Annotated in this window: 24 protein-coding genes and 1 tRNA gene; 3 read left to right on the top strand and 22 right to left on the bottom strand. The window is 73.7% G+C overall.

Annotated features, from left to right (window positions below; genetic code table 11):
• Positions 1–1466, top strand: a 1466-nt coding sequence (locus tag PKY62_RS03490; protein ID WP_324534890.1) for a DUF349 domain-containing protein, incomplete at its 5' end; no start/stop codon positions are given.
• A 104-nt stretch (positions 1467–1570) separates the two neighbouring features.
• On the opposite strand, the gene PKY62_RS03485 is transcribed toward PKY62_RS03490, so the two are convergent.
• The 10 genes from PKY62_RS03485 to pdxT form a co-directional block, all read right to left on the bottom strand.
• On the bottom strand, positions 1571–3997 hold the full coding sequence (locus PKY62_RS03485; protein ID WP_324534888.1) for a RelA/SpoT family protein: 2427 nt from the start codon (positions 3995–3997) through the stop codon (positions 1571–1573).
• Between the two features lie 73 nt (positions 3998–4070).
• On the bottom strand, positions 4071–4595 hold the full coding sequence (locus tag PKY62_RS03480) for an adenine phosphoribosyltransferase (RefSeq protein ID WP_324534886.1): 525 nt from the start codon (positions 4593–4595) through the stop codon (positions 4071–4073).
• Positions 4592–5698, bottom strand: coding sequence for a protein translocase subunit SecF (secF, locus tag PKY62_RS03475; RefSeq protein WP_324534884.1), 1107 nt, complete (start codon positions 5696–5698; stop codon positions 4592–4594). Before secF ends, PKY62_RS03480 begins: the two co-directional genes overlap by 4 nt.
• Positions 5698–7446 (bottom strand): protein translocase subunit SecD, encoded by a 1749-nt coding sequence (secD, locus tag PKY62_RS03470; RefSeq protein ID WP_324534882.1) that lies wholly within the window; start codon positions 7444–7446, stop codon positions 5698–5700. The genes secF and secD overlap by 1 nt, the downstream gene beginning before the upstream one ends.
• 80 nt (positions 7447–7526) lie before the next feature.
• Positions 7527–8009, bottom strand: a complete 483-nt coding sequence (gene yajC / locus PKY62_RS03465; protein WP_324534880.1) for a preprotein translocase subunit YajC — start codon at positions 8007–8009, stop codon at positions 7527–7529.
• 129 nt (positions 8010–8138) lie between these two features.
• Positions 8139–9191, bottom strand: coding sequence for a Holliday junction branch migration DNA helicase RuvB (gene ruvB, locus PKY62_RS03460; protein ID WP_502875773.1), 1053 nt, complete (start codon positions 9189–9191; stop codon positions 8139–8141).
• Entirely contained in the window at positions 9184–9789 is a 606-nt protein-coding gene (ruvA, locus tag PKY62_RS03455) for a Holliday junction branch migration protein RuvA (protein ID WP_324534878.1), read from the bottom strand. The genes ruvB and ruvA overlap by 8 nt, the downstream gene beginning before the upstream one ends.
• Before the next feature lie 79 nt (positions 9790–9868).
• A complete protein-coding gene (gene ruvC, locus PKY62_RS03450) occupies positions 9869–10495 on the bottom strand; it encodes a crossover junction endodeoxyribonuclease RuvC (protein WP_324534876.1) in 627 nt (208 codons plus the stop codon).
• Positions 10496–10552: 57 nt separating this feature from the next.
• A complete protein-coding gene (locus tag PKY62_RS03445; RefSeq protein WP_324534874.1) occupies positions 10553–11311 on the bottom strand; it encodes a YebC/PmpR family DNA-binding transcriptional regulator in 759 nt (252 codons plus the stop codon).
• A gap of 13 nt (positions 11312–11324) precedes the next feature.
• The gene (gene pdxT / locus PKY62_RS03440; protein WP_324534872.1) at positions 11325–11936 is read right to left on the bottom strand and encodes a pyridoxal 5'-phosphate synthase glutaminase subunit PdxT; all 612 of its coding nucleotides are present in this window, start codon (positions 11934–11936) and stop codon (positions 11325–11327) included.
• A gap of 34 nt (positions 11937–11970) precedes the next feature.
• On the opposite strand from pdxT, the gene PKY62_RS03435 reads away from it, so the two are divergent.
• Complete coding sequence (locus tag PKY62_RS03435; protein WP_324534870.1) at positions 11971–13272, top strand: aminotransferase class V-fold PLP-dependent enzyme; 1302 nt, start codon at positions 11971–11973, stop codon at positions 13270–13272.
• On the opposite strand, the gene PKY62_RS03430 is transcribed toward PKY62_RS03435, so the two are convergent.
• The 10 genes from PKY62_RS03430 to PKY62_RS03385 all read right to left on the bottom strand — a co-directional run bounded on the left by PKY62_RS03430 (position 13265) and on the right by PKY62_RS03385 (position 22423).
• Positions 13265–14461, bottom strand: a complete 1197-nt coding sequence (locus PKY62_RS03430; protein WP_324534868.1) for a pyridoxal phosphate-dependent aminotransferase — start codon at positions 14459–14461, stop codon at positions 13265–13267. The two genes, PKY62_RS03435 and PKY62_RS03430, sit on opposite strands and share 8 nt — an antisense overlap.
• 90 nt (positions 14462–14551) lie before the next feature.
• Positions 14552–15094 carry an NUDIX hydrolase gene (locus tag PKY62_RS03425; protein WP_324534866.1) on the bottom strand — a complete coding sequence of 181 codons (543 nt, stop codon included), beginning with the start codon at positions 15092–15094 and terminating at the stop codon, positions 14552–14554.
• Positions 15091–15993 carry a pyridoxal 5'-phosphate synthase lyase subunit PdxS gene (gene pdxS, locus PKY62_RS03420; RefSeq protein ID WP_324534864.1) on the bottom strand — a complete coding sequence of 301 codons (903 nt, stop codon included), beginning with the start codon at positions 15991–15993 and terminating at the stop codon, positions 15091–15093. The genes PKY62_RS03425 and pdxS overlap by 4 nt, the downstream gene beginning before the upstream one ends.
• Before the next feature lie 102 nt (positions 15994–16095).
• Complete coding sequence (locus PKY62_RS03415) at positions 16096–16719, bottom strand: hypothetical protein (RefSeq protein ID WP_324534862.1); 624 nt, start codon at positions 16717–16719, stop codon at positions 16096–16098.
• Positions 16716–17906: a glycosyltransferase family 4 protein gene (locus PKY62_RS03410; RefSeq protein ID WP_324534904.1), complete on the bottom strand. Its 1191-nt coding sequence runs from the start codon at positions 17904–17906 to the stop codon at positions 16716–16718. The genes PKY62_RS03415 and PKY62_RS03410 overlap by 4 nt, the downstream gene beginning before the upstream one ends.
• 4 nt (positions 17907–17910) lie before the next feature.
• Positions 17911–18876: a phosphatidylinositol mannoside acyltransferase gene (locus PKY62_RS03405; protein ID WP_324534860.1), complete on the bottom strand. Its 966-nt coding sequence runs from the start codon at positions 18874–18876 to the stop codon at positions 17911–17913.
• Positions 18873–19493: a phosphatidylinositol phosphate synthase gene (gene pgsA, locus PKY62_RS03400; protein WP_324534858.1), complete on the bottom strand. Its 621-nt coding sequence runs from the start codon at positions 19491–19493 to the stop codon at positions 18873–18875. Before pgsA ends, PKY62_RS03405 begins: the two co-directional genes overlap by 4 nt.
• Positions 19494–19500: 7 nt before the next feature.
• Positions 19501–20085: an HIT family protein gene (locus PKY62_RS03395; protein WP_502875772.1), complete on the bottom strand. Its 585-nt coding sequence runs from the start codon at positions 20083–20085 to the stop codon at positions 19501–19503.
• Between the two features lies 1 nt (position 20086).
• A complete protein-coding gene (gene thrS, locus PKY62_RS03390) occupies positions 20087–22081 on the bottom strand; it encodes a threonine--tRNA ligase (RefSeq protein ID WP_324534855.1) in 1995 nt (664 codons plus the stop codon).
• 270 nt (positions 22082–22351) lie between these two features.
• A tRNA-Val gene (locus tag PKY62_RS03385) sits at positions 22352–22423 on the bottom strand.
• Between the two features lie 128 nt (positions 22424–22551).
• Between PKY62_RS03385 and PKY62_RS03380 the strand changes: the two genes are divergently transcribed.
• The gene (locus PKY62_RS03380) at positions 22552–22980 is read left to right on the top strand and encodes an SsgA family sporulation/cell division regulator (protein WP_324534853.1); all 429 of its coding nucleotides are present in this window, start codon (positions 22552–22554) and stop codon (positions 22978–22980) included.
• Positions 22981–23061: 81 nt separating this feature from the next.
• Here PKY62_RS03380 and PKY62_RS03375 read toward each other — a convergent pair whose 3' ends face one another.
• Together PKY62_RS03375 and PKY62_RS03370 are read right to left on the bottom strand one after the other, a co-directional pair.
• Entirely contained in the window at positions 23062–23916 is an 855-nt protein-coding gene (locus PKY62_RS03375) for an aminotransferase class IV (RefSeq protein WP_324534851.1), read from the bottom strand.
• Positions 23913–25169, bottom strand: a complete 1257-nt coding sequence (locus PKY62_RS03370) for a chorismate-binding protein (RefSeq protein WP_324534849.1) — start codon at positions 25167–25169, stop codon at positions 23913–23915. The genes PKY62_RS03375 and PKY62_RS03370 overlap by 4 nt, the downstream gene beginning before the upstream one ends.
• Positions 25170–25350: the final 181 nt, after the last annotated feature.

Below are 25350 nucleotides of genomic sequence, written 5' to 3'. Positions count from 1 at the left end.
TCGTGGAGACCGAGCCCGTCGTGGAGACCGAGCCCGTCGTGGAGACCGAGCCCGTACCCGCGGCACCGGTCGACGTCCCCGTCCCGACGCCGTCCCCCCGCCCGCACCCGACGCCGCGCCCGATGCCGCGCCCGCCCAGCCCCGGCATCCGCCCGGTCGCACCGACGGCCGCCCCGGCTCCCGTCATCAGCCCGGTCAGCCTCACGCCCGCGGAGGCCGCCGAGGCCGCGCGCTGGGGTCGGGTGGACGACGACGGCACCGTCTGGGTCCGCGAGGAGGCCGGGGAGCGCGCCGTCGGGCAGTACCCCGGCGCGGACGCGAACGACGCGCTGGCGTTCTACGTGCGTAGGTTCGCCGACCTGCACGCCAAGGTGCTGCTCATCGAGGCCCGGGTGGCCACCGACCTCCCGGTCAAGGAGATCGAGGCGACGTTGGCCCTGCTCACCGAGGAGCTCGCCGCCCCGGCGGCCGTCGGCGACCTGGACAACCTGCGCGTGCGTCTCGGCGCCCTGCGCTCGGTCGCCGAGGAGCGCCGGGCTGCCGCTGATGCGGAGCGCGCCGCCGCCAAACTGGTGGCCCTCGCGGCCCGCACCGCCCTCGTCGAGGAGGCCGAGGCCCTGGCCGCGACCGACCCGTCCAAGGTCCAGTGGCGACCGGCCGGCGAGCGGCTCGCCACGCTGCTCGAGCAGTGGAAGGACGCCCAGCGTCACGGACCCCGGGTGGACCGCGGATCCGAGGACGCGCTGTGGAAGCGGTTCAGCCACGCGCGATCGGCGTTCGACCGCGAGCGCCGTCGGCACTTCGCCGACCTGGAGAAGAACAACGCGCAGGCCAAGACGGCCAAGGCTGCGCTCGTCGCACGTGCGGAGGCCCTTGCCGCGAGCACCGACTGGGCCGTGACCTCGACGGCCTTCCGCGACCTCATGGAGGAGTGGAAGTCCGCCGGCCGGGCCAGCCGCAAGGACGACGACGCCCTGTGGGCCAAGTTCCGCGGCGCCCAGGACCAGTTCTTCGCAGCGCGCGACGCGGCCAACAAGCAGACGGACGCGGAGTACACGGCCAACCTCGAGGTCAAGCTCGCGCTGCTCGAGGCCGCGGAGCGTCTGGTGCCCGTCAAGGACCTCCCGGCGGCCAAGGCGAGCCTGCGCGACATCCAGGAGCGCTGGGAGTCGGCCGGCAAGGTGCCGCGCGCCGACATGCAGCGCGTCGAGGGCCGGCTGCGCGCGGTGGAGACCGCCGTCCGCGAGGCCGACCAGGCACAGTGGCAGCGGTCCAACCCCGAGACCCGCGCGCGGGCCGAGGGCGCCCTGGCCCAGCTGCAGTCGGCCATCGCCGGCCTCGAGGCAGACCTGGCCGCCGCCACCGCCGCCAAGAACGCCCGCAAGATCGCCGAGGCCACCGCGGCGCTCGAGGCGCGGCGGGCGTGGCTGGAGCAGGTGCAGCGCGCCGCAGACGAGTCACGCTAGGCGCTGGGCACGACGCACGCGGGCCCGGGGCACAGCAGGACGCTCCGGGCCTGCGGCGTGCGGGGACAGATCGGGCCCACAACCATGCCCGGGGGGGCGGTCCGTCAGGCGTGCGCGCCCGGCAGGTCCGCGACCTTCGAGCCGGTGATCCGGTAGACGTCGAAGACGCCGTCGACCTTGCGCACCGCGGAGAGCACCGAGTGCAGGTGCCCGGGTTCGGCCATCTCGAAGATGAACTTCGACAGCGCCACGCGGTCGCGTGAGGTGGAGACCGACGCCGAGAGGATGTTGACGTGGTGGTCGGACAGCACGCGGGTGACGTCCGAGAGCAGCCGGCTGCGGTCGAGCGCCTCCACCTGGATCTGGACGAGGAACAGCGTGCTCGCCCCCGAGTCCCACTCGACCTCGACCATCCGCTCGGGCTGGGCACGCAGGGCCTCGACGTTGGCGCAGTCGGAACGGTGCACGCTGACGCCGGTACCGCGCGTGACGAACCCGACGATCTCGTCGCCCGGGACGGGAGTGCAGCACTTGGCGAGCTTGGCCCAGACGTCGCTGACGCCCTTGACGGCAACGCCGGCGTCGCCGGTCCGGCTGCGGCGTGAGGTGTTGCCGGGGCGCGTGACCTCGGCGATGTCCTCCTCGGCGCTGGACTCGCCGCCGATCGACTGCACCAGCCGCTGGACCACCGTCGAGGCGGCGAGCTGGCCCTCACCGATCGCCGCATAGAGGGCGGACACGTCCGCGTGACGCATCTCGTTGGCGAGCGTGACGAGCGCCTCGTGCGACAGCAGACGCTGGATGGGCAGGTTCTGCTTGCGCATCGCCTTGGCCAGGGCGTCCTTGCCGTGCTCGATGGCCTCCTCGCGGCGCTCCTTGGAGAACCACTGCCGGATCTTGTTGCGCGCGCGGGGGCTCTTGACGAAGGTCATCCAGTCCCGGCTGGGACCCGCGGTCTCCGCCCGGGAGGTGAGCACCTCGACGACGTCACCGTTGTCCAGCACCGAGTCCAGCGGCACCAGGCGCCCGTTGACCCGGGCACCCATCGTCCGGTGCCCGACCTCGGTGTGCACCGCGTAGGCGAAGTCCACCGGGGTCGAGCCGGCAGGCAGCGCCATGACGTCGCCCTTCGGCGTGAAGACGAAGACCTCCACGCCGCGGATCTCGAAGCGCAGCGAGTCGAGGAACTCCGACGGGTCAGCCGTCTCACGCTGCCAGTCGACCAGCTGACGCAGCCACGCCATGTCGCTCACCGCGTCGACGGCGCCGCCCTGCGCCTTGGCGGTCTCCTTGTACTTCCAGTGGGCCGCCACGCCGTACTCGGCCCGCCGGTGCATCTCGTGCGTGCGGATCTGGATCTCCACGGGCTTGCCGCCGGGACCGATGACCGTCGTGTGCAGCGACTGGTACATGTTGAACTTGGGCATCGCGATGTAGTCCTTGAACCGGCCGGGCACCGGGTTCCACCGAGCGTGCATCGCGCCGAGCGCCGCGTAGCAGTCCCGGACCGTGTCCACGAGGACCCGCACGCCCACGAGGTCGTGGATGTCGGAGAAGTCGCGGCCGCGCACGATCATCTTCTGGTAGATCGAGTAGTAGTGCTTGGGCCGGCCGGTCACCGAGCAGCGGATCTTCACCGCACGCAGGTCGGCCGTCACGAGGTCGCGGACCACGGCCAGGTACTCGTCGCGGGCCGGCGCCCGCTCGGCGACGAGGTGCACGATCTCCTCGTACACCTTGGGGTACAGCGTCGAGAAGGACAGGTCCTCGAGCTCCCACTTGATGGTGTTCATCCCGAGCCGGTGCGCCAGCGGCGCGTAGATCTCCAGGGTCTCGCGCGCCTTGCGCTCGGCCGAGGCTGCGGGGACGAAGCGCCAGGTCCGGGCGTTGTGCAGGCGGTCGGCGAGCTTGATGACGAGCACCCGGATGTCGCGGGACATCGCGACGACCATCTTGCGCACGGTCTCGGCCTGAGCCGCGTCGCCGTAGACGACCTTGTCGAGCTTGGTCACCCCGTCGACGAGCATGGCGATCTCCTCCCCGAAGTCCGCCCGCAGGGCGTCCAGGGAGTAGTCGGTGTCCTCGACCGTGTCGTGCAGCAGGGCGGCCGCGAGGGTCGGCGGCGTCATCCCGAGGTCGGCGAGGATGGTCGCGACGGCCACGGGGTGCGTGATGTACGGATCGCCGCTGCGGCGCATCTGGCCGCGGTGGGCCCGCTCCGCGGTCGCGTAGGCACGTTCCAGGACGGACAGGTCCGCCTTGGGATGGTTCGCCCGCACGGCCACCAGCAGCGGCTCGAGCGCCGGGGAGACCACCGGTGTGCGGCTGCCGAAGCGGACGAGGCGCGAGCGGACCTTGCTGCCCGACGCCGGCGGCTCCGGCGCCACGGGGACCGGTCCGGTGGTGCGTGCGACACCGGTGGGCGGGGTGAGCTCGCGCCGCAGGTCCTCGTCGGTCGGCGGTGGCGGGGCGCCCACGGCGCGGACGGGGGGCGTCACGAAGGGCTCGGCCGCAGCCTTCTCCTCGCTCATCTGCCCTCCCCTCGCCGACCGGTGGGTCGAGTCTAGAGGGGCTGCCGGCCGGGGCCCGTCCCCGGCGCCGGGGTCAGTAGGTGAGCAGCACGTCCAGGTCGCGGCCGGCCAGCCGGGAGCGACCCTCGAGGAACGTCAGCTCCATGAGGAAGGCCAGCCCCAGGACCACGGCTCCGGCACGCTCGAGCAGCTCGACCGTCGCCGCGGCGGTGCCGCCGGTGGCCAGCACGTCATCGACGATGAGCACCCGGCTCCCTGGCGCGAACGTGTCGGCGTGCACCTCGAGCACGGCGCTGCCGTACTCGAGGTCATAGGCGCCGGCGAGCGTGGCTCGCGGCAGCTTGCCCTCCTTGCGCACGGGGACGAACCCCGCTCCGAGGGCCACCGCGACCGGCGCGCCGAGGATGAACCCGCGCGCCTCCATCCCGACGACGACGTCGACCTCGGGCGCCCGGGCCGCGAGGTGCGCGACGACCTCGGCGAACATCGGACCGTTCGCCAGCAGCGGGGTGATGTCCTTGAACAGCACGCCAGGGCTCGGGTAGTCCGGGACGTCGTGGATGAACCCCGCCGCCCGCTCGGCGAGCGAGGTGCTCACGGCTTGCGCCCGGCGGGCCGGTTCGGCTTGCGACGCTTGGGCTGGGCCGCCGTGCCGAGGTGCACCCCGGGGACGCTGGCTCCGACGCGCACCGGCTCGAGCGGCGTGCCCGTGCTGCCCGTGGCCGCCTGGCGGGCGGCGAGGACCATCTCGGTGTGCGCCTTGATCGCAGGCTCGCGCTCCCGCAGGGTCACGGCCACCGGTGTGGCGATGAAGATCGAGGAGAACGTGCCGACGATCATGCCGATGAACAGCGCCAGGGCGATGTCGCGCAGCGTGCCGGCGCCGAGCAGGAAGGCACCGATGAACAGGATGCCGGAGACCGGGAGCAGCGCGACGACCGAGGTGTTGATCGAGCGCACCAGCGTCTGGTTCACCGCGAGGTTGGCCATCTCGGCGTGCGTGTAGCGCTTCTGCTCGAGCGTCTTGGCGGTGTTCTCGCGGACCTTGTCGAACACCACGACCGTGTCGTAGATCGAGTACCCGAGGATCGTGAGGAAGCCGATCACCGTTGCGGGGCTGACCTCCCAGCCGACGCCGGCGTACAGGCCCACGGTGATGACGAGGTCGTGCAGCAGCGCGACCAGCGCCGCCACGGCCATCCGCCAGGCCCGGAAGTAGACGGTCATGACGAGGGTCACGAGGACGAGGAAGACGATGAGACCCCGCAGCGCCTTGCCCGTCACGTCGCTGCCCCAGTTGGGACCGACGAACGACGAAGAGACGTCGGCGACGGGGATCGAGTAGGCCGCGGCGAGGGCGTCGGCGGCCTGGCGCACCTGGGCGTCGTCCAGCGTCCCGGTCTGGACCTGGAGCGTGGACGTGCCGATCACGGCGACGCGGGGCACGGAGTCCGGCGCGATCGCCGTGATGGCGTCCACCGCCGGCTGCTGGGAGGTGTCGGACACCCCGGACAGCGTGAACTCGGCGCCGCCGCTGAAGTCGATGCTCGGGTTGAGGCCGCGCACGACCAGCAGGAGCACCGAGAGGGTCAGCAACGCGGCCGACACGTAGTACCAGCGCCGGCGGTGGCCCACGATGGCGTACGAGCGCTTGCCCGTGTAGAGGTCGTTGCCCCACTGGGACATCCGCGAGGCGGCCATCAGACGTCCTTCCGGTGAGCAGTGGCACTGGCGGCGCGCAGCTCGGCGGCGCGTCGCTCGGCGATGGTCAGGCGGCGCGGCTCGGCGTCCTGCTCCGACGGGTCGGGCTCGGCCGGTCGGCCGTCCGACGCCACCTCCGGCTGCCCGTCCGCCCCGCCGTCGGCGCGCGCACCGGCCGCCACGACCCGCCCGCGCCCGACGTACCGGGACCGCGCCCCCAGGGCTGCGGGGTCGAGCCCCGAGAAGCGGTGGCCCTCGCCGAAGAACCGGGTGCGGGCCAGCAGGATGAGCAGGGGGTGGGTGAACAGGAAGACGACCACGAGGTCGACGAGCGTCGTCAGGCCGAGCGTGAAGGCGAACCCGCGCACACCGCCGACGGCAAGGAAGTACAGGACGAACGCCGCGAGGAAGTTCACCGCGTCGGACGCCAGGATGGTGCGCCGGGCGCGCCGCCAACCCTCCTCGACCGCGGCGGGCAGGGTGCGTCCGTCGCGCAGCTCGTCGCGGACGCGCTCGAAGTAGACGATGAACGAGTCGGCCGTGATACCGATGGCGACGATGATGCCGGCCACGCCGGGCAGGCTCAGCCGGTAGCCCTGGGTCCAGGACAGCAGCGTGATGAGGGCGTAGGCGATGACGCCGGCGACCACGAGCGAGGCGATCGTCACGAGCCCCAGGGCGCGGTACTGCACGAGCGAGTACAACGCGACGAGGATGAGGCCGACGAGGCCGGCCAGCAGGCCCTTCTGCAGCTGCTCCGAGCCGAGGGTCGCGGAGATCTGCTGCTCGCTCTGCACCTCGAACGTCAGGGGCAGGGCACCGAAGTTGAGCTGCTGGGCGAGCGTGGCCGCGGACTCGCGCGTGAACGACCCCGAGATCTCCGCGTTGCCGTCGGCGATGACGGAGTTGACCGATGGCGCCGAGATCACGAGGCCGTCGAGCACCATGGCGAACTGGTTCCGCGGGGACTCGAGGCTCAGCAGGCGGGTCGTGACCTCGCGGAACGTCGTCGTGCCGGCGGACGTGAAGCTGATGGTGGTGACCCACTCGTTGGTCAGGGCGCCCGTCGGGCCCACCTGCAGCCCGGAGGACGCGGAGTCGATGTCGCTGCCGAGGATCTCCACCGGACCGAGCACGTACTTCAACGCCCCGTCCTGGTCGCACGCTGCGACCGGCGCGTCAGCTGCGCCGCTGACGCCCGCGCCGCCCGTGAGGTTGGCCGGGTCCGTGCAGTCGAGTGCCGCGTAGGCGTCCAGCACGTCCTGGGTCAGCCAGGCGAGGTCGCTCGCGTCGACCGGGGTCCCGAGGTCGGCCGCGGCCGTCGTCGGCTCGCCGACCGTCGGGGCGCCGTAGGTCAGCACCGGGCGGAAGAGCATCTGAGCGGACTCGCGCACCAGGTCGAGCGTCGCCTGGTCGGGCTGGCCGGGCAGGGCCACCACGATGTTGGTGCCCCCGTTGGACCCGCCCTGGCTGGTGATCTCCGCCTCGGCGACGCCCGAGGCGTCCACGCGCTGGCGGATGATGTCGATCGCCTGGGCGATGGCATCGGCGGTGACGTCGGCACCGTCCTCGGCGACGGGCCGCAGGATGATCTGCGTCCCGCCCTCGAGGTCCAGCGCGAGCTTGGGGGTCAGGGAGGCGTCCGACCACCTCGCCCCGGCGAGCAGGGCGCCCAGCAGCGCGATGACCAGGACGGCGAGCGTCACCAGGGTGCGCACGGGCTGGACACGGCGGGTCGGTGTTGCCAACGGTTCGTCTCTCTCGTGAAGCGGTCGACCGCCGGCCCGTGCGGGCCCGCGGTCCGTGCCGGGCCCGGGTGGGCCGGCGGTCAGCGTCGGGGCGTCTCGTCCTCGCCGGGGTCCGTGGTGAGGCTGGAGGCGTCGTCGGGGATCTCGACGTCGGCGAGGCCCGCCACGGGCGCGTCGTCCTCATCCAGGACCTCGTCGCCCTCGGCGGCCAGGTCGGCGTCGTCGAGCTCCTCGTCGTACTCGTCGTCGTACTCGTCCTCGTCGTCGTACTCGTCCTCGTCGTCCTCGACGGCGTCGCCCGCCGCGACCGGCGGCTCGACGAGCTTGGCGATGGCGGGGCGCAGCCAGCGGCTGGTGACGCCCGGGGAGGTCTCGAGGGTGATGACGTCGTCGTCGACGGCCACGATGGTGCCGAAGAGGCCCGAGCCGGTCATGACGTCCTGACCCGGGGTGAGGCTCGCGCGGAAGTCCGCTGCCGCCTTCTGCTGCTTGCGTGTGCGGTTGGTCATGAGCCACATCGCTCCGACTGCCAACGCCATGATGATCAGGATGCTCGGGTCCATCAGTGCTTCTCACGTCCTGTCTGAGGTGGTGACCGCGGGAAGTCTAGGCGACCGGCGCGCCACCGCCCTAACGGACGCGGCCGCCCGGCGGTTCCGCCGCGACACCCGGGCGCCGGTGCGCCCGTGGGCTCAGCCGAAGAGCGTCTCTGCCGACGGCGGCGCGACGAGGCCCAGGTGCTCCCACGCCCGCGCGGTCGCGACACGACCGCGGGAGGTCCGGCCCATGAGCCCCTCGCGCACGAGGAACGGCTCTGCGACGGTCTCCACGGTCTCCGGCTCCTCGCCCACCGCGACCGCCAGCGTCGTCAGACCCACCGGGCCGCCGCCGAACCGCGAGCACAGCGCCGTGAGCACCGCACGGTCGAGCCGGTCCAGGCCCAGGTCGTCGACCTCGTACACGGCCAGCGCCGCGCGGGCCGCGGCGAGGTGCAGCGTGCCGTCACCGCGCACCTGCGCCCAGTCGCGCACCCGGCGCAGCAGGCGGTTGGCGATCCGCGGCGTACCGCGCGAGCGCGACGCGATCTCGGCCGCCGCGTCGCCGTGCAGGTCGACGCCCAGCAGGCCGGCCGAGCGGCCCAGAACCTGGCGCAGCTCGGCCTCGTCGTAGAAGTCGAGGTGTCCGGTGAAGCCGAACCTGTCCCGCAGCGGTGCAGGGAGCAGCCCCGCCCGGGTGGTCGCACCCACCACCGTGAACGGCGGGAGGCTGAGGCCGATGGCGTTGGCGCCGGCCCCCTTGCCGACCACCACGTCGACGCGGAAGTCCTCCATCGCGACGTACAGCAGCTCCTCCGCCGGCCGGGCCAACCGGTGGATCTCGTCGAGGAAGAGCACCTCGCCCTCCTCGAGCGCGGCGAGCACGGCGGCGAGGTCGCCGGCGTGCTGGATCGCGGGGCCGGAGGTGATCCGCATCGAGGTGCCCAGCTCCGCCGCGATGATCATGGCGAGGGTGGTCTTGCCCAGGCCCGGCGGACCGGAGAGCAGCACGTGGTCCGGGGCGCGACCGCGGCCCATCGCCGCGTGCAGCACGAGCTCCAGCTGGTCGCGGACCACCCGCTGGCCGACGAACTCCGCCAGCCGGCGCGGGCGCAGCGCGGCCTCGGCCGCCCGCTCGAGGTCCTCGGCCCCCGGCGCGACGATCCGCTCGGTGGTGATCTCGTCCGAACCGTCGATGTCGTCAGCCACGGTGCCCGCCGAGCGTCCGCAGCGCACCGCGGAGCACCGCCGCCACGTCCTCGACCGGCTCCGCGGCGGGCACCACGGCGCCGACCGCGTCCTGGGCCGCCTTGAGGTTCCAGCCCAGCCCGACGAGGGCCTCGACCACCTCGGCGCGACGGTCCACCGGGCCGGACCGGACGGGCGCGCCCGCGGCGGACGACCCGGCGGGCCCGAGCCGGTCCGCGAGCTCGAGGACGAGTCGCTGGGCGCCCTTGCGCCCGATCCCCGGCACGCGCTGCAGGGCCGTGAGGTCCTCGGCGGCGACGGCCCGGCGCAGGGCGTCCGGCGGGTGCACGGCCAGCATGGCCAGGGCGAGCCGCGGGCCGATCCCGCTGACGGTCTGGACGGTCTCGAAGACGTCGCGCTCGTCCGCGTCGGCGAAGCCGAAGAGCGTCAGGGAGTCCTCACGCACCAGCAGCGAGGTCGAGAGCTCCGCCTGCTCGCCCACCCGCAGGCCGGCCAGCGTCCCCGGGGTGGCGTGCACCATGAGCCCCACGCCGCCCACGTCCACGACCACGGCGTCGAGCCGCACCGCGAGCACGCGCCCGCGCAGTGACGAGATCACCAGCACCCTCCCCGAACCGTGCGCGCCGCAGCGCCCCGAACACCTGTACGACCAGGGCACACGGTAACAAGCGCCGCGGTCACCGTCCCGTGCGGCGCGCCGCCGCCTCGGCCTGCGCCCACGCCCGCTGGGCCGGGGTCGCGGTGGTCCGGGGTGCCGGGCCGGACGATCCGGTGCCGGGCGCCCCGGTGCCGGGCACCGCCACGGAGAGGGTCAGACCCGCGGCCGACGGCGCCGAGGGACGCCACAGGTGGCAGATCGCCAGGGCCAGGGCATCCGCGGCGTCGGCGGGCTTCGGGGGCTCGTCCAGCCCGAGGATCCGCGCGACCATCCGGCCCACCTGGTCCTTGGGCGCCCTGCCGTGGCCGGTGACCGCTGCCTTGACCTCGGACGGCGTGTGCAGCGCGACGGGCAGCCCGCGCCGCACCGCCGCGACCATGACGAGCCCCGAGACCTGCGCCGTGCCCATGACCGTGCGCACGTTGTGCTGCGCGAAGACGCGCTCCACGGCGACCGCGTCGGGTCGGTGCTCGTCGAGCCACGCGTCGACCTCCGCCGCGATGATCGAGAGGCGGTGCGCGACGTCGTCGTCTGGATCAGAGCGCGCGACGCCCACCGCGACCATCCGCACGCGGCGCCCCGGCAGCGCGTCGACCACTCCCAGCCCGCACCGGGTCAGCCCTGGGTCCACTCCGAGCACGCGCACGGGCCCAGTCTCACAGCCGGGGACGGGCGGCCCGTGCAGGACGCGCTGCCCGCGGGCTCACTCCTCCTCGAGCGCCGCCATGACCTCGTCGGAGGCGTCGAAGTTGGCGAAGACGTCCTGGACGTCGTCGCTGTCCTCGAGGGCGTCGATGAGCTTGAGGATCCTGCGGGCGCCGTCGATGTCGACCTCGACCTGCACGGCGGGGACGAACTGGGCCTCGGCGGAGTCGTAGTCGATCCCCGCGGCCTGCAGCGCGGTGCGCACGGCGACGACGTCGGTCGCCTCGCTCATCACCTCGAACGCCTCGCCGAGGTCGTTGACCTCCTCGGCGCCCGCGTCGAGCACGGCGCCAAGGACGTCGTCCTCGGTCAGGGTGTCGGTCTTCGGCACGACGACGACGCCGCGGCGCGAGAACAGGTAGGCCACCGAGCCCGGGTCGGCCAGCGATCCGCCGTTGCGGGTGAACGCGACGCGCACGTCGGAGGCCGCGCGGTTGCGGTTGTCGGTGAGGCACTCGACGAGCACGGCCACGCCCCCGGGGCCGTAGCCCTCGTACATGATCGTCTGGTAGTCGGCACCGCCGGCCTCCTGGCCGGAGCCGCGCTTGACGGCGCGGTTGATGTTGTCGATCGGGACCGACGACTTCTTGGCCTTCTGCACCGCGTCGAACAGGGTCGGGTTGCCGGCGAGGTCGGCGCCGCCGATGCGCGCCGCGACCTCGATGTTCTTGATGAGCTTGGCGAAGAGCTTGCTGCGCTTGGCGTCGACCACGGCCTTCTTGTGCTTGGTGGTGGCCCACTTGGAGTGACCTGACATGGTGCGAAACCCCTCAGCCGCGCTCGGTGACGATCTGGACGAACAGTCGGTGCAGGCGCAGGTCGCCGGAGATCTCCGGGTGGAAGGACGTGGCCAGGACGTCGCGCTCGCGCACCGCCACGATCCTACCGGCGGCCTGACCGGACTCCACCCTGGCCAGCACCCGCACGCCGGGGCCGACCTCCTCCACCCACGGTGCGCGGATGAAGACGGCGTGCACCGGGGTCTCGTGGCTGTCGGCGATCCCCTCGACGACGAGGTCGGTCTCGAACGAGTCGACCTGGCGGCCGAAGGCGTTGCGCCGCACGGTGATGTCGAGCCCGCCGAGCGTCTGCTGGTCGCTGGTGCCACCGGTGATCCGGTCCGCGAGCAGGATCATCCCGGCGCACGACCCGTAGGCGGGCAGGCCAGCCCCGAGTGCCGCGCGCAGCGGCTCGAAGAGCTCGAAGATGCGCAGCAGCTTGTCGATCGTCGTGGACTCCCCGCCGGGCAGCACGATCCCGTCGACGGCGGCGAGCTCCGCCGGCCGGCGCACCGCGACGGCCGTGGCTCCGGCGGCGTCCAGGGCCGTCAGGTGCTCGCGCACGTCGCCCTGCAGGGCCAGCACTCCGATGGTGGGGGTCACGACGGGCGATCCTACTGGCGCCTATCCTCGGCCCATGGACCCGGCCGCCCCGCCAGACGACCACCGCCGGCCGGGCGATGCCCGCCGGGGCGGCGATCCAGACGCCGGCACCTGGCACGAGCTCGCGGCACGGCTCGACGCCGAGCACGCCGCGACGGACCTGCGGGACCGGTTCGAGCTCCCGGCGGGTGTGGTGTACCTCGACGGCAACTCGCTCGGGGCCCTGCCCCGCGCGGTGCCCGATGCCGTCGCCGCGGTGGTCCGCGAGCAGTGGGGCCGCGACCTCATCACGTCGTGGAACGTCCACGACTGGTGGGGCGCCCCGCTGCGGGTCGGCGACCGCGTCGGCCGGCTGGTCGGCGCGGGGGCCGGTCAGGTGGCGGTGGGCGACTCGACGTCGGTCAACCTCTTCCAGGCCGCGCGGGCGGCGGCGCTGCTCCGCCCGGGGCGGGGCCTGCTGGTCACGGACCCCGGCTCCTTCCCGACCGACCTGTACGTGCTGGCCGGGGTCGCCCAGGACGTCGGCTGGCGGGTGGTGCACGCGAGCCCCGCCGAGGTGCCTGCGGTCCTGGCGGCGCACGGCACCGACGTCGCACTCGTCGCGCTGTCGCACGCGGACTTCCGCACCGGTGAGCTGTGGGACCTGCCGGGACTGACGCGCGCGGCCCACGCCGTCGGGGCGCTGTCGCTGTGGGACCTCAGCCACACGGCCGGTGCCGTGCCGGTGGGCCTCGACGCCCACGAGGTCGACCTCGCGGTGGGCTGCGGCTACAAGTACCTCAACGGCGGGCCGGGCGCGCCGGGCTTCACGTACGTCGCGCGCCGCCACCAGGACGGGTACTCCCCCGCGATCCGCGGCTGGCACGGCCACGCCGACCCCTTCGCGATGGCGCCGGAGCACCGGTTCGCGCCGGGGATCGCGCGGGCCAGGGTGGGCACGCCGCCGCTGCTGTCGCTGCTCGCCCTCGAGGCCGCCCTCGGCGCGTTCGACGGCGTGACGCCCGAGCAGGTCCGCACGCGTTCGCTGTCGCTCACCGGCTACCTGCTCGACGTCCTGGCTGCGCTCGTGCCCGAGGCCGAGCCGGTGACCCCGCGCGAGGACGCCCGGCGCGGCTCGCACGTCTCGGTGCGGCACCCGCAGGCCTACGGGCTGGTGCAGGCTCTCATCGCGCGCGGGGTGGTCGGCGACTTCCGCGAGCCCGGGCTGGTGCGCCTGGGCGTCGCCGCGCCGTACCTCACGCACGCGGACCTGCTGCGCACGGCGGAGCAGATGCGCGCGGCGCTCGACGCCGGCGAGGCCGCAGCGCTGGACGGAGCACGGTCCACCGTCACCTGAGCTGCGCCCCGGCCTCGACGGCACGCCCGGCGGGCTCGTCCCAGCGTGCGACCAGCGTGACGAGGCGCTGCAGCCCCACCCGCAGGTCGTCGGGGGCGCTGGCCAACGAGACCCTGACCATGCCAGCGGCGCCGGGACCGAAGGCCTCCCCGGGCGAGACCGCCACGTGGTGCTCGCGCAGCAGACGCAGCGCGAACGTGTTGCCGTCCCGGGACACGGCGGAGACGTCGACCAGCAGGTAGAAGGCGCCGTCGGGCACCGAGCACGGCACGCCCGCCGCCGCGAGCAGGGCGACGGCGTCGTCGCGCCGCCCCCGGTACGAGGCGACCGCGGTGCTGACCGGCTCCTGGGTGCCGCGCAGCGCGGCGAGGGCCGCCCGCTGGCTCACCGACGACGGGCACCCGACGGTCGCCTCGGCCACCTGGGCGAGCAGCTCTGTCAACGCCGGGTCGGGGCTGACGACGTAGCCCAGCCGCCAGCCGGTCATCGCGTAGGTCTTGGAGAACGAGAAGAACGTCAGCACGCGGCCGTCGGTGTCGAACTGCGCAGGGCTGACGTGCGGCGCGTCGTAGGTGATCGCCTCGTAGCACTCGTCGGAGAAGACCCACAGGTCGTGCTGCCGGGCGAGGGCCACGACGGACTCGAGCAGCGCTGCCGGGTAGACCGCGCCGGTCGGGTTGTTCGGCGAGCACACCAGCAGCACCTTCGTGCGCGGCGTGATCGCGGCCGCGATGTCCTCGAGGCGTGGCACGAAGCCGTGCTCGGCGCGCGTCGGATACGTCACCGCCTCGGCGCCGGTGGCCGTCACGGCCATCCGCCAGTTGGGGAACTCGGGGTCCGGCAGCAGCACCTCGTCACCGGGGCCGAGGGTCGCGGCGAAGGCGATCGCCAGGCCGTGCATCGCGCCGTGCGTGGCCATGACGTCGGCCGGTCCCACGTCCAGCCCGTTGACGCGCCGGACCTTCTCCGCCAGCGCCGTGCGCAGCTCCGCGGACCCGGTGGACGACGTGTAGCCCGTGTGCCCGGCCGCGGCGTCCCTTGCGGCCGCCGCCAGGACGTGGTCCGGCGTGGGCACGTCCGGCTCGCCGATCTCGAGGTGGATCGCGAGCGGGTCCGCCAGGGCGAGCTCCATGAGGGCGCGGATGCCGCTGCGCCGCATGCGCAGGACCGGAGAGGTGGTGGTGGGCACGGGCCGACGCTAACGCCCGCGGATCACGCGGAGGTTACCGGCGGGTAGGCCCCCGTGTGATGCTCCGCACACCCGGCACGCGCCGGCTGCTCACGTGGCGTCGATGTGCGGCGCGGTCCCGTCCCAGCCGCCGATCCAGCCGCGCAGCAGCTCGACCAGGCCCTCCGGGTAGACCGCGATGGGCACGGCCGCGAGCTCGTCGAGGCCGAACCAGCGCACCTCGTCGACCGTCTCGTGCTCGATCGCCGTCCACGCGGAGCGGTCCACCCCGGGGTCGTCGTGGCGCTCGACCCTGGCGAGGAAGAACGTCTCGTCCTGCCGGCAGGCGACGCGTGCGAAGTCGAACACCGCGGCGCGCGTCAGCACCGGGCCGAGCAGGTCCGGGGCGACCAGCCGGATGCCGACCTCCTCGGCAGCCTCCCGCACAGCGGCATCGCGCTCGTCCTCACCGGGCGCGACTCCCCCGCCGACCGTGAACCACCACCGGTGGTCCGGGTCGTCGACGTCGTGCGCCCGCAGCAGCAGCACGCGGTCCTGCGCGTCGAGCAGCACCACGCGCGCGCCCCGGCGGAACCACCGCCCGTCCTGCGCCAGCACCCAGTCCTGACCGATGAACGGCGGCCTGGACGTCACCAGCCGCGCTCGGCCAGCCGGTGCGGCTCCGGGACGTCCTCGACGTTGATGCCCACCATGGCCTCGCCCAGCCCGCGCGAGACGCGCGCGATGACGTCCGGGTCGTCGAAGAACGTCGTCGCCTTGACGATCGCCGCGGCGCGCTCGGCCGGGTTGCCGGACTTGAAGATGCCCGAACCCACGAAGACGCCCTGGGCGCCGAGCTGCATCATCATGGCCGCGTCGGCCGGCGTCGCGATGCCGCCCGCGGTGAAGAGCACGACGGGCAGCGCCCCCGTGCGGGCCACCTCGGCGACGAGGTCGTACGGCGCCTGGAGGTCCTTGGCCGCGAGGAAGAGCTCGTCGGGCGGCAGGGACGACAGCCGGCGGATCTGGTCGCGGATCTGGCGCATGTGCGTCGTCGCGTTGGAGACGTCGCCCGTGCCGGCCTCGCCCTTGGACCGGATCATCGCGGCACCCTCGGTGATGCGCCGCAGGGCCTCGCCGAGGTTGGTCGCGCCGCACACGAAGGGCACCGTGAAGGCCCACTTGTCGATGTGGTGCGCGTAGTCGGCCGGGGTGAGGACCTCGGACTCGTCGATGTAGTCGACACCGAGCGACTGGAGCACCTGCGCCTCGACGAAGTGACCGATGCGCGCCTTGGCCATCACCGGGATCGAGACGGCCTCGATGATCCCGTCGATGAGGTCGGGGTCGCTCATCCGCGCCACGCCACCCTGCGCCCGGATGTCGGCGGGCACGCGCTCGAGGGCCATGACGGCAACGGCGCCGGCGTCCTCCGCGATCTTTGCCTGCTCGGCGGTGACCACGTCCATGATCACGCCGCCCTTGAGCATCTCGGCCATCCCGCGCTTGACCTTGGCGGTGCCGATGACGGTCGAGCCGTTGTCGTTGGTCACGTCAGTCCTTGCTCTTGGGGTCGGGGAGCCGCCTCGTCCTCGCGGGGGCACCGACCATCCTAGACCGAGGCCGTCCTCGGACCCCGACCCGGACGCGAGGCGTCAGCGCCCGCCGGCCGTGCCGAGCGCCTCGGGCCACGCGTCGTCGATCTCGACCGTCTGGGGGATCGGCGCGTGGCCGTAGAGGCGCAGCAGGCGCACGGCCCACTTGCGGCGCATGCGCTGCGTCTGCGCGACGGCCTCGTTGTGGAAGCGTCGCGACAGCTGCACCCGGTACCAGGCCGCCGCGAGGGCCTCGACGAGCTCGTCGCCGGCCGGGACGGCGCGCAGCGCCTCGACGTCGGCGGGGTCGGACAGCGCCACGCGGATGGTGCGGGACAGCTCGCTCTCCGCCACGTCCCGCGCGGTGCCCTCGGTGGACGCGGTGCCCGACGGGAGGACCGTGGCGGTCGGCCCCGTCGGCCCGGCCTCCCGACCGGTGCCGCGCGACGAGAGCGCCACCCAGGCCGCCTCGCCGACGAGCACGGAGCTGACGGGGTCGAGCAGGCCGCCCGACGCGAGCTCCGCCGCCGACGACGCCCGGCGGACCAGCTGGTCGTCCAACGAGGTCCACGACGTCGCCACCTTGCGGTGCAGCCGGTCGAGCCGGCTCGCCGCGACCCAGGCGAACCACGCCACGAGCAGCAGCAGGGCCGAGACCAGGACGGTGAGCTCCGACCACGTCATGGTGCGCCCTCCTCGCCGCGGCGCGCGACCGTCCGCAGGGAGGTCGGGTCCTCGCCCACCCGGACCCTCGGCGAGGTGCCGGCGAGCACCGTCTCGTAGACCGTGAGCACCTGCGCGGTGACCGTCGACCAGTCGTAGCGCCGCACGACGGCGCTCGCCCGCCGGGAGGTGCGCGCCCGCAGGTCGGGGTCGGCGAGCACGCGGTTGAGCGTGGCCGCCAGGTCGGCGGCGTCGCCGTTGCGGAACAGCACGCCCGCCTCGCCCTCGTCGAGCACGCGTCGGAACGCCCCGAGGTCGCTGGCCACCACGGTGGCCCCCGCGCTCATGGCCTCGACGAGCACGATCCCGAAGCTCTCGCCGCCGGTGTGCGGGGCGCAGTAGACGTCCACCGAGGCCAGCAGTCGCGCCTTGTCCTCGTCGCTGACCCCGCCGAGGAACTCGACGCTCGACGCGAGGTCGCCGAGCGCGGCCGTCGCCTCAGCGGCACCGGTCTCGCCGTGCCCGGCGACGAGGAACCGCGCGCCCGGATGCACGGCGAGCACCGCAGGGATCGCCGCGGTGAGCACGGGCAGGCCCTTGCGGGGCTCGTCGAGGCGGCCGAGGAAGGCGACCGTCGGCGCCTGCGGGGTGCCGGTCCAGCGCTCGTCCCGCTGCGCCGCGGCGAACGTGTCGACGTAGACGCCGTTGGGGATGACGACGGCGTCCCCGCCGAGGTGCTCGACGAGGGTGCGCCGGGCGTCCTCCGAGACGGCGATCCGGGCGGCGATCTTCTCCAGCGACGGCCGCACCATGGGGTACGCGACCTGCAGCGCGCGGGACCTCAGCAGCGCGGTGTGGAAGGTGGCGACGATGGGGCCGGACGCGATCCACAGCGCGAGCATCCCGAGGCTCGGGGTCACGGGCTCGTGCAGGTGCAGGATGTCGAAGTCCCCGGCCACGAGCCACCGTCGCACGCGCCGCGCGCTGACGGGTCCGAAGGTCATCCTGGCCACCGAGCCGTTGTAGCGGACCGGGATGGCCCGGCCGGCGGACTCGATGTAGCCGGGCAGCGGGGTGTCCTCGTCCGCAGGGGCCAGCACCGAGACGGTGTGACCCTGCGCGATGAGCGCCTCGGCAAGGTCGCGCACGTGGAACTGGACGCCCCCGGGCACGTCGAACGAGTACGGGCAGACCAGCCCGATGCGCAGCGGCTCACCCACCGGAGGACGCCTCCGGCCGGGTCGCGCGGGCGGCCCGCTCGGGGTCCATGTCCGCGACGAAGACCTTCTGGAGCATGTGCCAGTCCGTGGGGTGCGCGGCGATGTCGGCGGCGAGCAGGTCCACCCACGCCTGGGTGAGCCGCGCGACCTGCTGGGCGCGGGGCAGGGTGCGATCCAGCTCGACCTCGACCGGGAGGAAGGACAGCACGATCCCCCAGCGCGACCCGGCGGCGCGCCGCTCCGCGCCGCGCAGGCGCACGTGCCGCACGGTCGTGGTGAACAGCGGTGCGCCGGTGGAGATCGCGAGGGCCGCCGGACCGGCCGCGACGCGCGCCCGGTGGCCGAAGAGATCGACCTCGATGCCGCGCTCCGTGAGGTCCCGGTCCGCCAGCAAGGGCACCAGGGCCCCGCCGCCCTTGACGGCCCGCAGCAGGTCCCGGAAGACGTCCTTGCCCGGGTCGAGCGGGAGGATCGTCAGCCCGTTGCGCTCGCGCAGGGAGACGAACTCCGCGAAGACCTCCGGCGGCTCCAGTCGCTCGGCCACCGTCGTGGTGGGCGCGACGTGCACCGTGGCCCACGCCCCCGCGAGGTCGTAGTTGCCCTGGTGGCCCAGCGCGAGCAGCGCGGAGTGCTCGGCGTCGATGACGTCGCGGACCCCCTGGTCACCGATCGGCCGCACCCGCGCGAGCATCTGCTCCGGCGTCATCCGACCGAGCATGAAGGTCTCGCCGTAGTAGCGCAGGTAGCGGCGCATGTTCTCGCGGCTCAGGCGTCGGATCTCGCGGTCGTCCGCACCCGGCACCACCCGGCGCAGGTTCGCCTCGAGCTGGCGCACGCCGGCGCCGTGGGCCAGCCACGCCGCCTCGGCCGCGACGTGCATGACGGCGCGCACGACGTCCTGCGGCGCGCGCGAGGCGGCGTGCCAGCCGACGAGGAAGACCCTCGAGCGCAGGTTCATGCCCCGGCCTCCCGGGCGCGCTCGGCGGCCTGGCGGTGCACGGTCGCCATGCGCTGGACCACGGTCACGGCGCTCGCGACGGCGAGCAGGCCCAGCACGACCGTGAGCACGACGGCGGGCAGGCCGATGCCGACGAGCAGGATCGCCAGGAGCACGAGGAACAGCCGGTCGGCCCGCTCGGCGATCCCGACGGAGGCCGTCATCCCCAGGCCCTCGGCCCGGGCCCTGGCATAGGGAACGATCGCGCCGAGCGCGAGGCACGCCAGGCCCAGCACGGCGCCGAGCTCGTCGCCGGAGCGCGCCAGGTAGACCACCAGGCCGGAGAAGATCGCGGCGTCGCCGAACCGGTCGAGCGTCGAGTCGAGGAAGGCGCCCCACGGGCCGCTGCGCCCCGCGGTGCGGGCCATCAGCCCGTCGACGAGGTCCGTCAGGGCGAACACCGCGATGACGAGCGCCGCCGCGGTGAGGTGCCCCGTCGGCAGCAGGACGAGCGCGGCGAGGACGACGCCGAGGGTGCCCGCGATGGTCACGGCGTCGGGCGACACACCGCGCGCGAGCAGGAACCTCGCGACCGGCCCCAGCGCGCGGGCGCTGCCGGCCCGCAGTCGACTCAGCACGGGGCGCTCACTCCCCCGCCCCGGGCCACGCGGCGGCGAGCCGGTCCCGGGTGTCGGCGAGCAGCTCCGGCAGGGCCCTGGTGCGCGCCACGATGGGCAGGAAGTTCGCGTCCCCGCCCCACCGCGGCACGACGTGCTGGTGCAGGTGGGCCGCGATGCCGGCACCGGAGACCGCACCCTGGTTCATGCCGAGGTTGAAGCCCTGCGGGTGCATCACGGCGCGCAGCACGGTCATGGCCGTCTGGGTCAGCGTGGCGACCTCGACGGTCTCGGCTGCGTCGAGCTCGGTGTAGTCCGCGACGTGCCGGTACGGCACCACCATGAGGTGGCCCGAGTTGTACGGGTAGAGGTTGAGCACCACGTAGGCACGCTCCCCGCGCGCGACGACGAGGGCCTCGGCGTCCGGCCGCGAGGGCACACGGCAGAACGGGCACTGGGCGACGTCGGGCCCGGACGGCTTGTCCTGCCCGGCGATGTACACCATGCGGTGCGGCGTCCACAGCCGTTCGTAGCCGTCGGGCTCGCCTGCCGGTGCGCCGTCCGTCAGCGCATCGTGCGTCATCGGGTCCTCGGCCCTCACGTCCTCGGCCATCTCAGACCTGGACGCGGTCGCGGACCGCCGCGAGGATCCGTTCGACGGCATCGTCGATCGGCACAGCGTTGTCCTGGCGCCCGTCCCGGTAGCGGAACGAGACGGCTCCGGCGTCGACGTCGTCGCCGCCGGCGATGAGCACGAAGGGAACCTTCTGCGTGCTCGCCGTGCGGATCTTCTTGCCGAACCTGTCGTCCGACGCGTCGAGCTCCGCCCGGATGCCGTGCGTGCGCAGCCGGTCGACGACCGCCTGGAGGTAGTCGTTGAACGGCTCGGCGACGGGCACCGCGACCACCTGCACCGGCGCGAGCCACGCGGGGAACGCCCCGGCGTAGTGCTCGGTGAGCACGCCGAAGAACCGCTCGATGGAGCCGAAGAGCGCACGGTGGATCATCACGGGCCGCTGCCGCGAGCCGTCGGACGCGGTGTACTCGAGCTCGAACCGCTCGGGCAGGTTGAAGTCCAGCTGGATGGTCGACATCTGCCACGTGCGGCCGATCGCGTCGCGCGCCTGGACAGAGATCTTGGGCCCGTAGAACGCCGCGCCGCCCAGGTCCGGGACGAGCTCGAGCCCCGACGCCGCGCCGACCTCCTGCAACGTGCGGGTGGCCTCGTCCCACGCCTCCTCGCTGCCCACGGACTTCTCGGGGTTGCGCGTGGAGAGCTCGAGGTAGAAGTCCTCGAGCCCGTAGTCCTTGAGCAGGCTGAGCACGAAGTTCAGGGTGCTCGTCAGCTCGCCCGCCATCTGCTCGCGCGTGCAGTAGATGTGCGCGTCGTCCTGGGTCAGGCCGCGCACGCGGGTCAGGCCGTGCACCACCCCGGACTTCTCGTAGCGGTAGACCGTGCCGAACTCGAACAGCCGCAGCGGGAGCTCGCGGTAGGAGCGCCCGCGCGAGGCGAAGATGAGGTTGTGCATCGGGCAGTTCATCGGCTTGAGGTAGTAGTCCTGCCCCGGCTTGCGGACCGTGCCGTCGTCGTCGATCTCGGCGTCGATGTGCATGGGCGGGAACATGCCGTCGGCGTACCAGTCCAGGTGCCCGGAGACCTCGTACAGCCGCGACTTCGTGATGTGCGGGGTGTTGACGAAGGAGTACCCGGCCGCGACGTGGCGCTTGCGCGAGTAGTCCTCCAGCTCGTTGCGGATGATCCCGCCGTTGGGGTGGAACACGGGCAGCCCGGAGCCCAGCTCGTCCGGGAACGAGAAGAGGTCCATCTCCGCGCCGATGCGGCGGTGGTCGCGGCGCTCGGCCTCGGCGATCCGGTCCAGGTGCGCGCGCAGCGCGTCCTTGGTGGGCCACGCGGTGCCGTAGACGCGCTGGAGCTGCGGGTTCTTCTCGCTGCCGCGCCAGTAGGCCGCGGCCGAGCGGGTCAGCTGGAAGCCGTTGGCGATGAGCCGGGTGCTGGGCAGGTGCGGGCCGCGGCAGAGGTCCTGCCACGCCACCGAGCCGTCGCGGCGCAGGTTCTGGTAGATGCTCAGCCCGCCGAGGCCGACCTCCACCGAGGCGCCCTCCTCGGCGGCCGTGCCCTTGAGGCCGACGAGCTCGAGCTTGTACGGCTCGGCCGCGAGCTCCGCGCGCGCCTCGTCCTCGGTGAGGTCCCAGCGCCGGAAGGTCTGACCCTCCTTGACGATCCGGGCCATCACCTTCTCCAGGGCCTTGAGGTCCTCGGGGGTGAACGGGGTGGCCACGTCGAAGTCGTAGTAGAAGCCGTCGGTGATCGGCGGGCCGATGCCCAGCCGCGCGTCGGCGTGCAGCTCCTGGACCGCCTGGGCGAGCACGTGCGCCGTGGAGTGGCGCAGCACGGCCAGCCCGTCGGGCGAGTCGATGGTCACGGCCTCGACGACCGCACCGGCCGGGACCGCCGTCGCCAGGTCCGTCAGCTCGCCGTCGACCCGCATGACGACGACGTCACGCCGGTCCCCGAACAGGTCAACGCCCGTGGTGGGCACGCTCACCGCCCGCTCGACTCCGTCGACGGTCAGGGTGATCTCAGGCACGGCAGCTGCTCCTCGGGTGGTCGGCGGTTCGATGCTACCGAGCGCCGCGCTGGCCGGCGGGCAGGTGGTCCCGCGAGGCGCCTCGTGGCGGGTGCCCCGGCGGTCCCGCGAACGCTGCTCCGGACGGGTGACGCGACCGCGGTTCACCCGGGTGATCGGGCCCGGCTACCCGGAGGTAACTTGCTGGCCCTGACCTGCGAGTTCGCGTCCCGGCGAGGCACGGGAACCGGAAGAAACGCCCATTCGGGCGATCCCGCCCGGGACGTGCTGTGGGCGATACTGGGTTCGAACCAGTGACCTCCTCGGTGTGAACGAGGCGCTCTACCACTGAGCTAATCGCCCATCGTGCAGCGAGCGGCTCGCTGTACGACGACGGCATGATGCTAGCGAATGCGCAGCGGATTGCCGAAACGCGGTCCGTGCCCCCGCCGGATCGCCACATCGCACGACTGAACTAGGGAGGGGTGACCATGGCGGGACCCGCAGCGGACGTCCACGAGGTCGTCCCCATGCACCTGGTGCTCGCGGACGCGAGCGTGCTGCCGATCAGCGCCGAGCTCGACTTCGACGCCACCGACCCCTACACGGTGCGGGTGGCCTTCGTCGGCTCGAGCTCGACCTCGACGTGGCTCATCGGGCGCGAGCTCATCGCGCACGGCGTGCTCGCCGACGCGGCCGCACCCGCCGGTACCGGCGACGTACGGATCTGGCGCGACGAGGACCCTGCCTACCTGCTCATGACGCTCAGCGGCGTCGAGGGTGAGGCACTCCTGGCCGGGCCGGTGGACCCGTTCGTGGCGTTCCTGTCCGCGACCGTGCGGCGTGTGCCGTTCGGCGCGGAGAGCACGCACATGGAGAGCGAGATCTCGCGCCTCATCGACACGTTGCTCGACGCCTGACCGCACGTGGGCCCCGGCCCACGACGCACGGACGCCCGGATCCCCGAGGGGCCCCGGGCGCCGTGGCGTCCGGGGCCGGGCTCAGGGGTCGACGTCGAGCGCGGCCCTGCTCGCGTAGACCTCCGCCGCCGCCCGGGTGATCTCGCCCGCGACCACCGCGACGCCGTCCAGCGCGACGACGGGCACGAAGGTCCGTACCGAGCCGCTGATCGCGAGCCGGGCAGCGCCGGCCGTCACCTCGTCCAGGACCGCGAAGGCCAGCTCGCCCGGCTCGGCCTCGCGCACGGGCAGCCCGGCCGCGGCCGACCACTCGAGCACCAGCTCGCGCGTGATCCCCGCGAGGCAGCCGCTCGACAGCGGCGGCGTCAGCAGCTCTCCCCCGCGCTCGACGAACACGTTGCTCCCGGTGCCCTCGCACAGCTCGCCGCGGGTGTTGGCGAGCAGCGCCTCGTCGGCACCGGCACGGCTCGCCGCCGCCAGGGCGACGACGTTCTCGGCGTACGACGTCGTCTTGAGCCCCGCGACCGCCGAGCGCTCGTTGCGCGTCCACGGGACGCGCACGGCCCGCACGGGCGCCGGGCCGGCCGCCGGACCAGCCACGACGAGCACGCTCTGCGCCCCCGGGGTGCGGCCCGAGCCGAGCGGGCCGAGCCCGGCCGTGACGGTGACCCGCACCCGCCCCAGTCCCTCCGGCCGGGCCAGGACGGCGGCGACACCGGCGCGCACGGCGTCGAGGTCGGGGTCCTCGAGCCCGAGGCCCCGCGCCGAGCGCACCAGCCGGGCCAGGTGGCGCGTCAACGCGAAGGCGGAGCCGTCGACCACGCCGCAGGTCTCGAAGACCCCGTCGCCGACCGTCACACCGTGGTCGACGGCGCTGAGGACCGGCTCGGCAGGGTCCCGCAGCCGTCCGTCCGCCCACACGACGATCCCGCTCACGACGTCCTCCGCTCCCTGGTGCCCGGTCCGGCCATCCTCGTCCCGCGGCGCGCGTCCGGTCCGTCCGGCGCGCCCGTGTCGTCCCCGCTGCTCGGGCGGGCCGCGACGCCCGTGCTGGCCAGGGTCACGAGGCGGTGGGCCTTGAGCTCGGTCTCCGCCCACTCGGCCCCCGCGTCGCTGCCCCAGGTGATCCCGGCGCCGGTGCCGAAGTGCAGGCGTCCACCGCCGTCCGGCGTCCACCAGAACGTCCGGATGCCCACCGCGAGCTCGGCACGGCCGGCGTCCGCGTCGATCCAGCCGATGGCCCCGCAGTACGGTCCGCGCGCCACCGGCTCGAGCTGGGCGATCGCCGCCAGGGCCGTGTGCTGCGGCGCGCCCGACACCGAGGCGGGCGGGTAGGTGGCCGCGAGGATCGCCGTCCAGTCCGGCCTCGGCCTCGTCAGCTCACCCTGGACGGTCGTGACCAGGTGCACCAGGCCGGGGTGCTGCTCGACGGCGAGCAGGTCGGTGACCTCCACGGTGCCGGGGCGGCAGACGCGCTGGAGGTCGTTGCGGACCATGTCGGCGATCATGATGTTCTCGGCCTCGTCCTTGGCGGTGAGACCCTGCGGGGTCGTCGCCGTGCCCTTGATGGGACCGGAGGTGATGAGGCCGTCCCCGACGCGCAGGAAGAGCTCCGGCGAGGCCGTGACGACCCAGACGGGCGGCAGCCCGCCCCCCGCCGGGACGTGCACCACCCCGGCGTAGGGCGCGGGGTTGCCGGCCGCGAGGCGGGCCGCCAGCGGCGCCGGGTCCGGCTCGGCCCCGTCGACGGCGGGCAGCGGGGCGGACAGCACGCGGCAGAGGTTGACCTGGTAGACCTCGCCCTCGCGCACGGCGGAACGGATCGACCCGACCCCGGCGACGTAGGTGTCGCGGTCCATCGAGCTGCTCCACTGCTCGGGCGCGGGGCCGGACCAGGGCGCGTCAGCGCGGCCGGCCGCGGGGACGTCGTCTCCACGGGCCGGCGCCTCCTCCGCCGTCCGCTCGACGTCCGCGAAGCGCCAGGCCAGCACCCGGCCCTCGAAGTCCCCGACCACCGCCCACATGCCGGACGTCACGCGGTCCCCGTCGGTGGCGAGATCGATGCACTCCACCGCACCTCGCCCGCGGACGCCCGCGAACCACATCGACGCCCCGGCCGAGGACGCCCCGGCCGAGGACACGACGGCGGCACCGGGGCGCCGGTCGTGCTCGGGGAGTGGGTCGGTCACCGGCTCACGGTAGCGGCGCCCGACGCGCGGGGCCGAGCCGGTTGGACTCTCGTCGCAGCGGTCGGTTAGAGTTCGGGACGCGCACGGCGCCGGGAACGGCGGACGTGCTGCGCGGACGTGGCTCAGTGGTAGAGCATCACCTTGCCAAGGTGAGGGTCGCGGGTTCGAATCCCGTCGTCCG

Origin of the sequence: Actinotalea sp., assembly GCF_035443605.1 — a bacterium.
GTDB lineage: Bacteria > Actinomycetota > Actinomycetes > Actinomycetales > Cellulomonadaceae > Actinotalea.
The sequence above is the reverse complement of the archived record's forward strand: the minus strand, read 5'-3'. Positions and strand labels throughout refer to the sequence as shown.

What these genes read in the sequence shown, in the direction of transcription:
- PKY62_RS03485 (WP_324534888.1), bottom strand. Translation starts at nt 3,997, where the DNA reads ATGAGCGAGGAGAAGGCTGCGGCCGAGCCCTTCGTGACGCCCCCCGTC.
- secF (WP_324534884.1), bottom strand. Translation starts at nt 5,698, where the DNA reads ATGGCCGCCTCGCGGATGTCCCAGTGGGGCAACGACCTCTACACGGGC.
- yajC (WP_324534880.1), bottom strand. Translation starts at nt 8,009, where the DNA reads ATGGACCCGAGCATCCTGATCATCATGGCGTTGGCAGTCGGAGCGATG.
- PKY62_RS03445 (WP_324534874.1), bottom strand. Translation starts at nt 11,311, where the DNA reads ATGTCAGGTCACTCCAAGTGGGCCACCACCAAGCACAAGAAGGCCGTG.
- PKY62_RS03435 (WP_324534870.1), top strand. Translation starts at nt 11,971, where the DNA reads ATGGACCCGGCCGCCCCGCCAGACGACCACCGCCGGCCGGGCGATGCC.
- PKY62_RS03415 (WP_324534862.1), bottom strand. Translation starts at nt 16,719, where the DNA reads ATGACGTGGTCGGAGCTCACCGTCCTGGTCTCGGCCCTGCTGCTGCTC.
- PKY62_RS03405 (WP_324534860.1), bottom strand. Translation starts at nt 18,876, where the DNA reads ATGAACCTGCGCTCGAGGGTCTTCCTCGTCGGCTGGCACGCCGCCTCG.
- PKY62_RS03395 (WP_502875772.1), bottom strand. Translation starts at nt 20,085, where the DNA reads ATGGCCGAGGACGTGAGGGCCGAGGACCCGATGACGCACGATGCGCTG.
- PKY62_RS03380 (WP_324534853.1), top strand. Translation starts at nt 22,552, where the DNA reads ATGGCGGGACCCGCAGCGGACGTCCACGAGGTCGTCCCCATGCACCTG.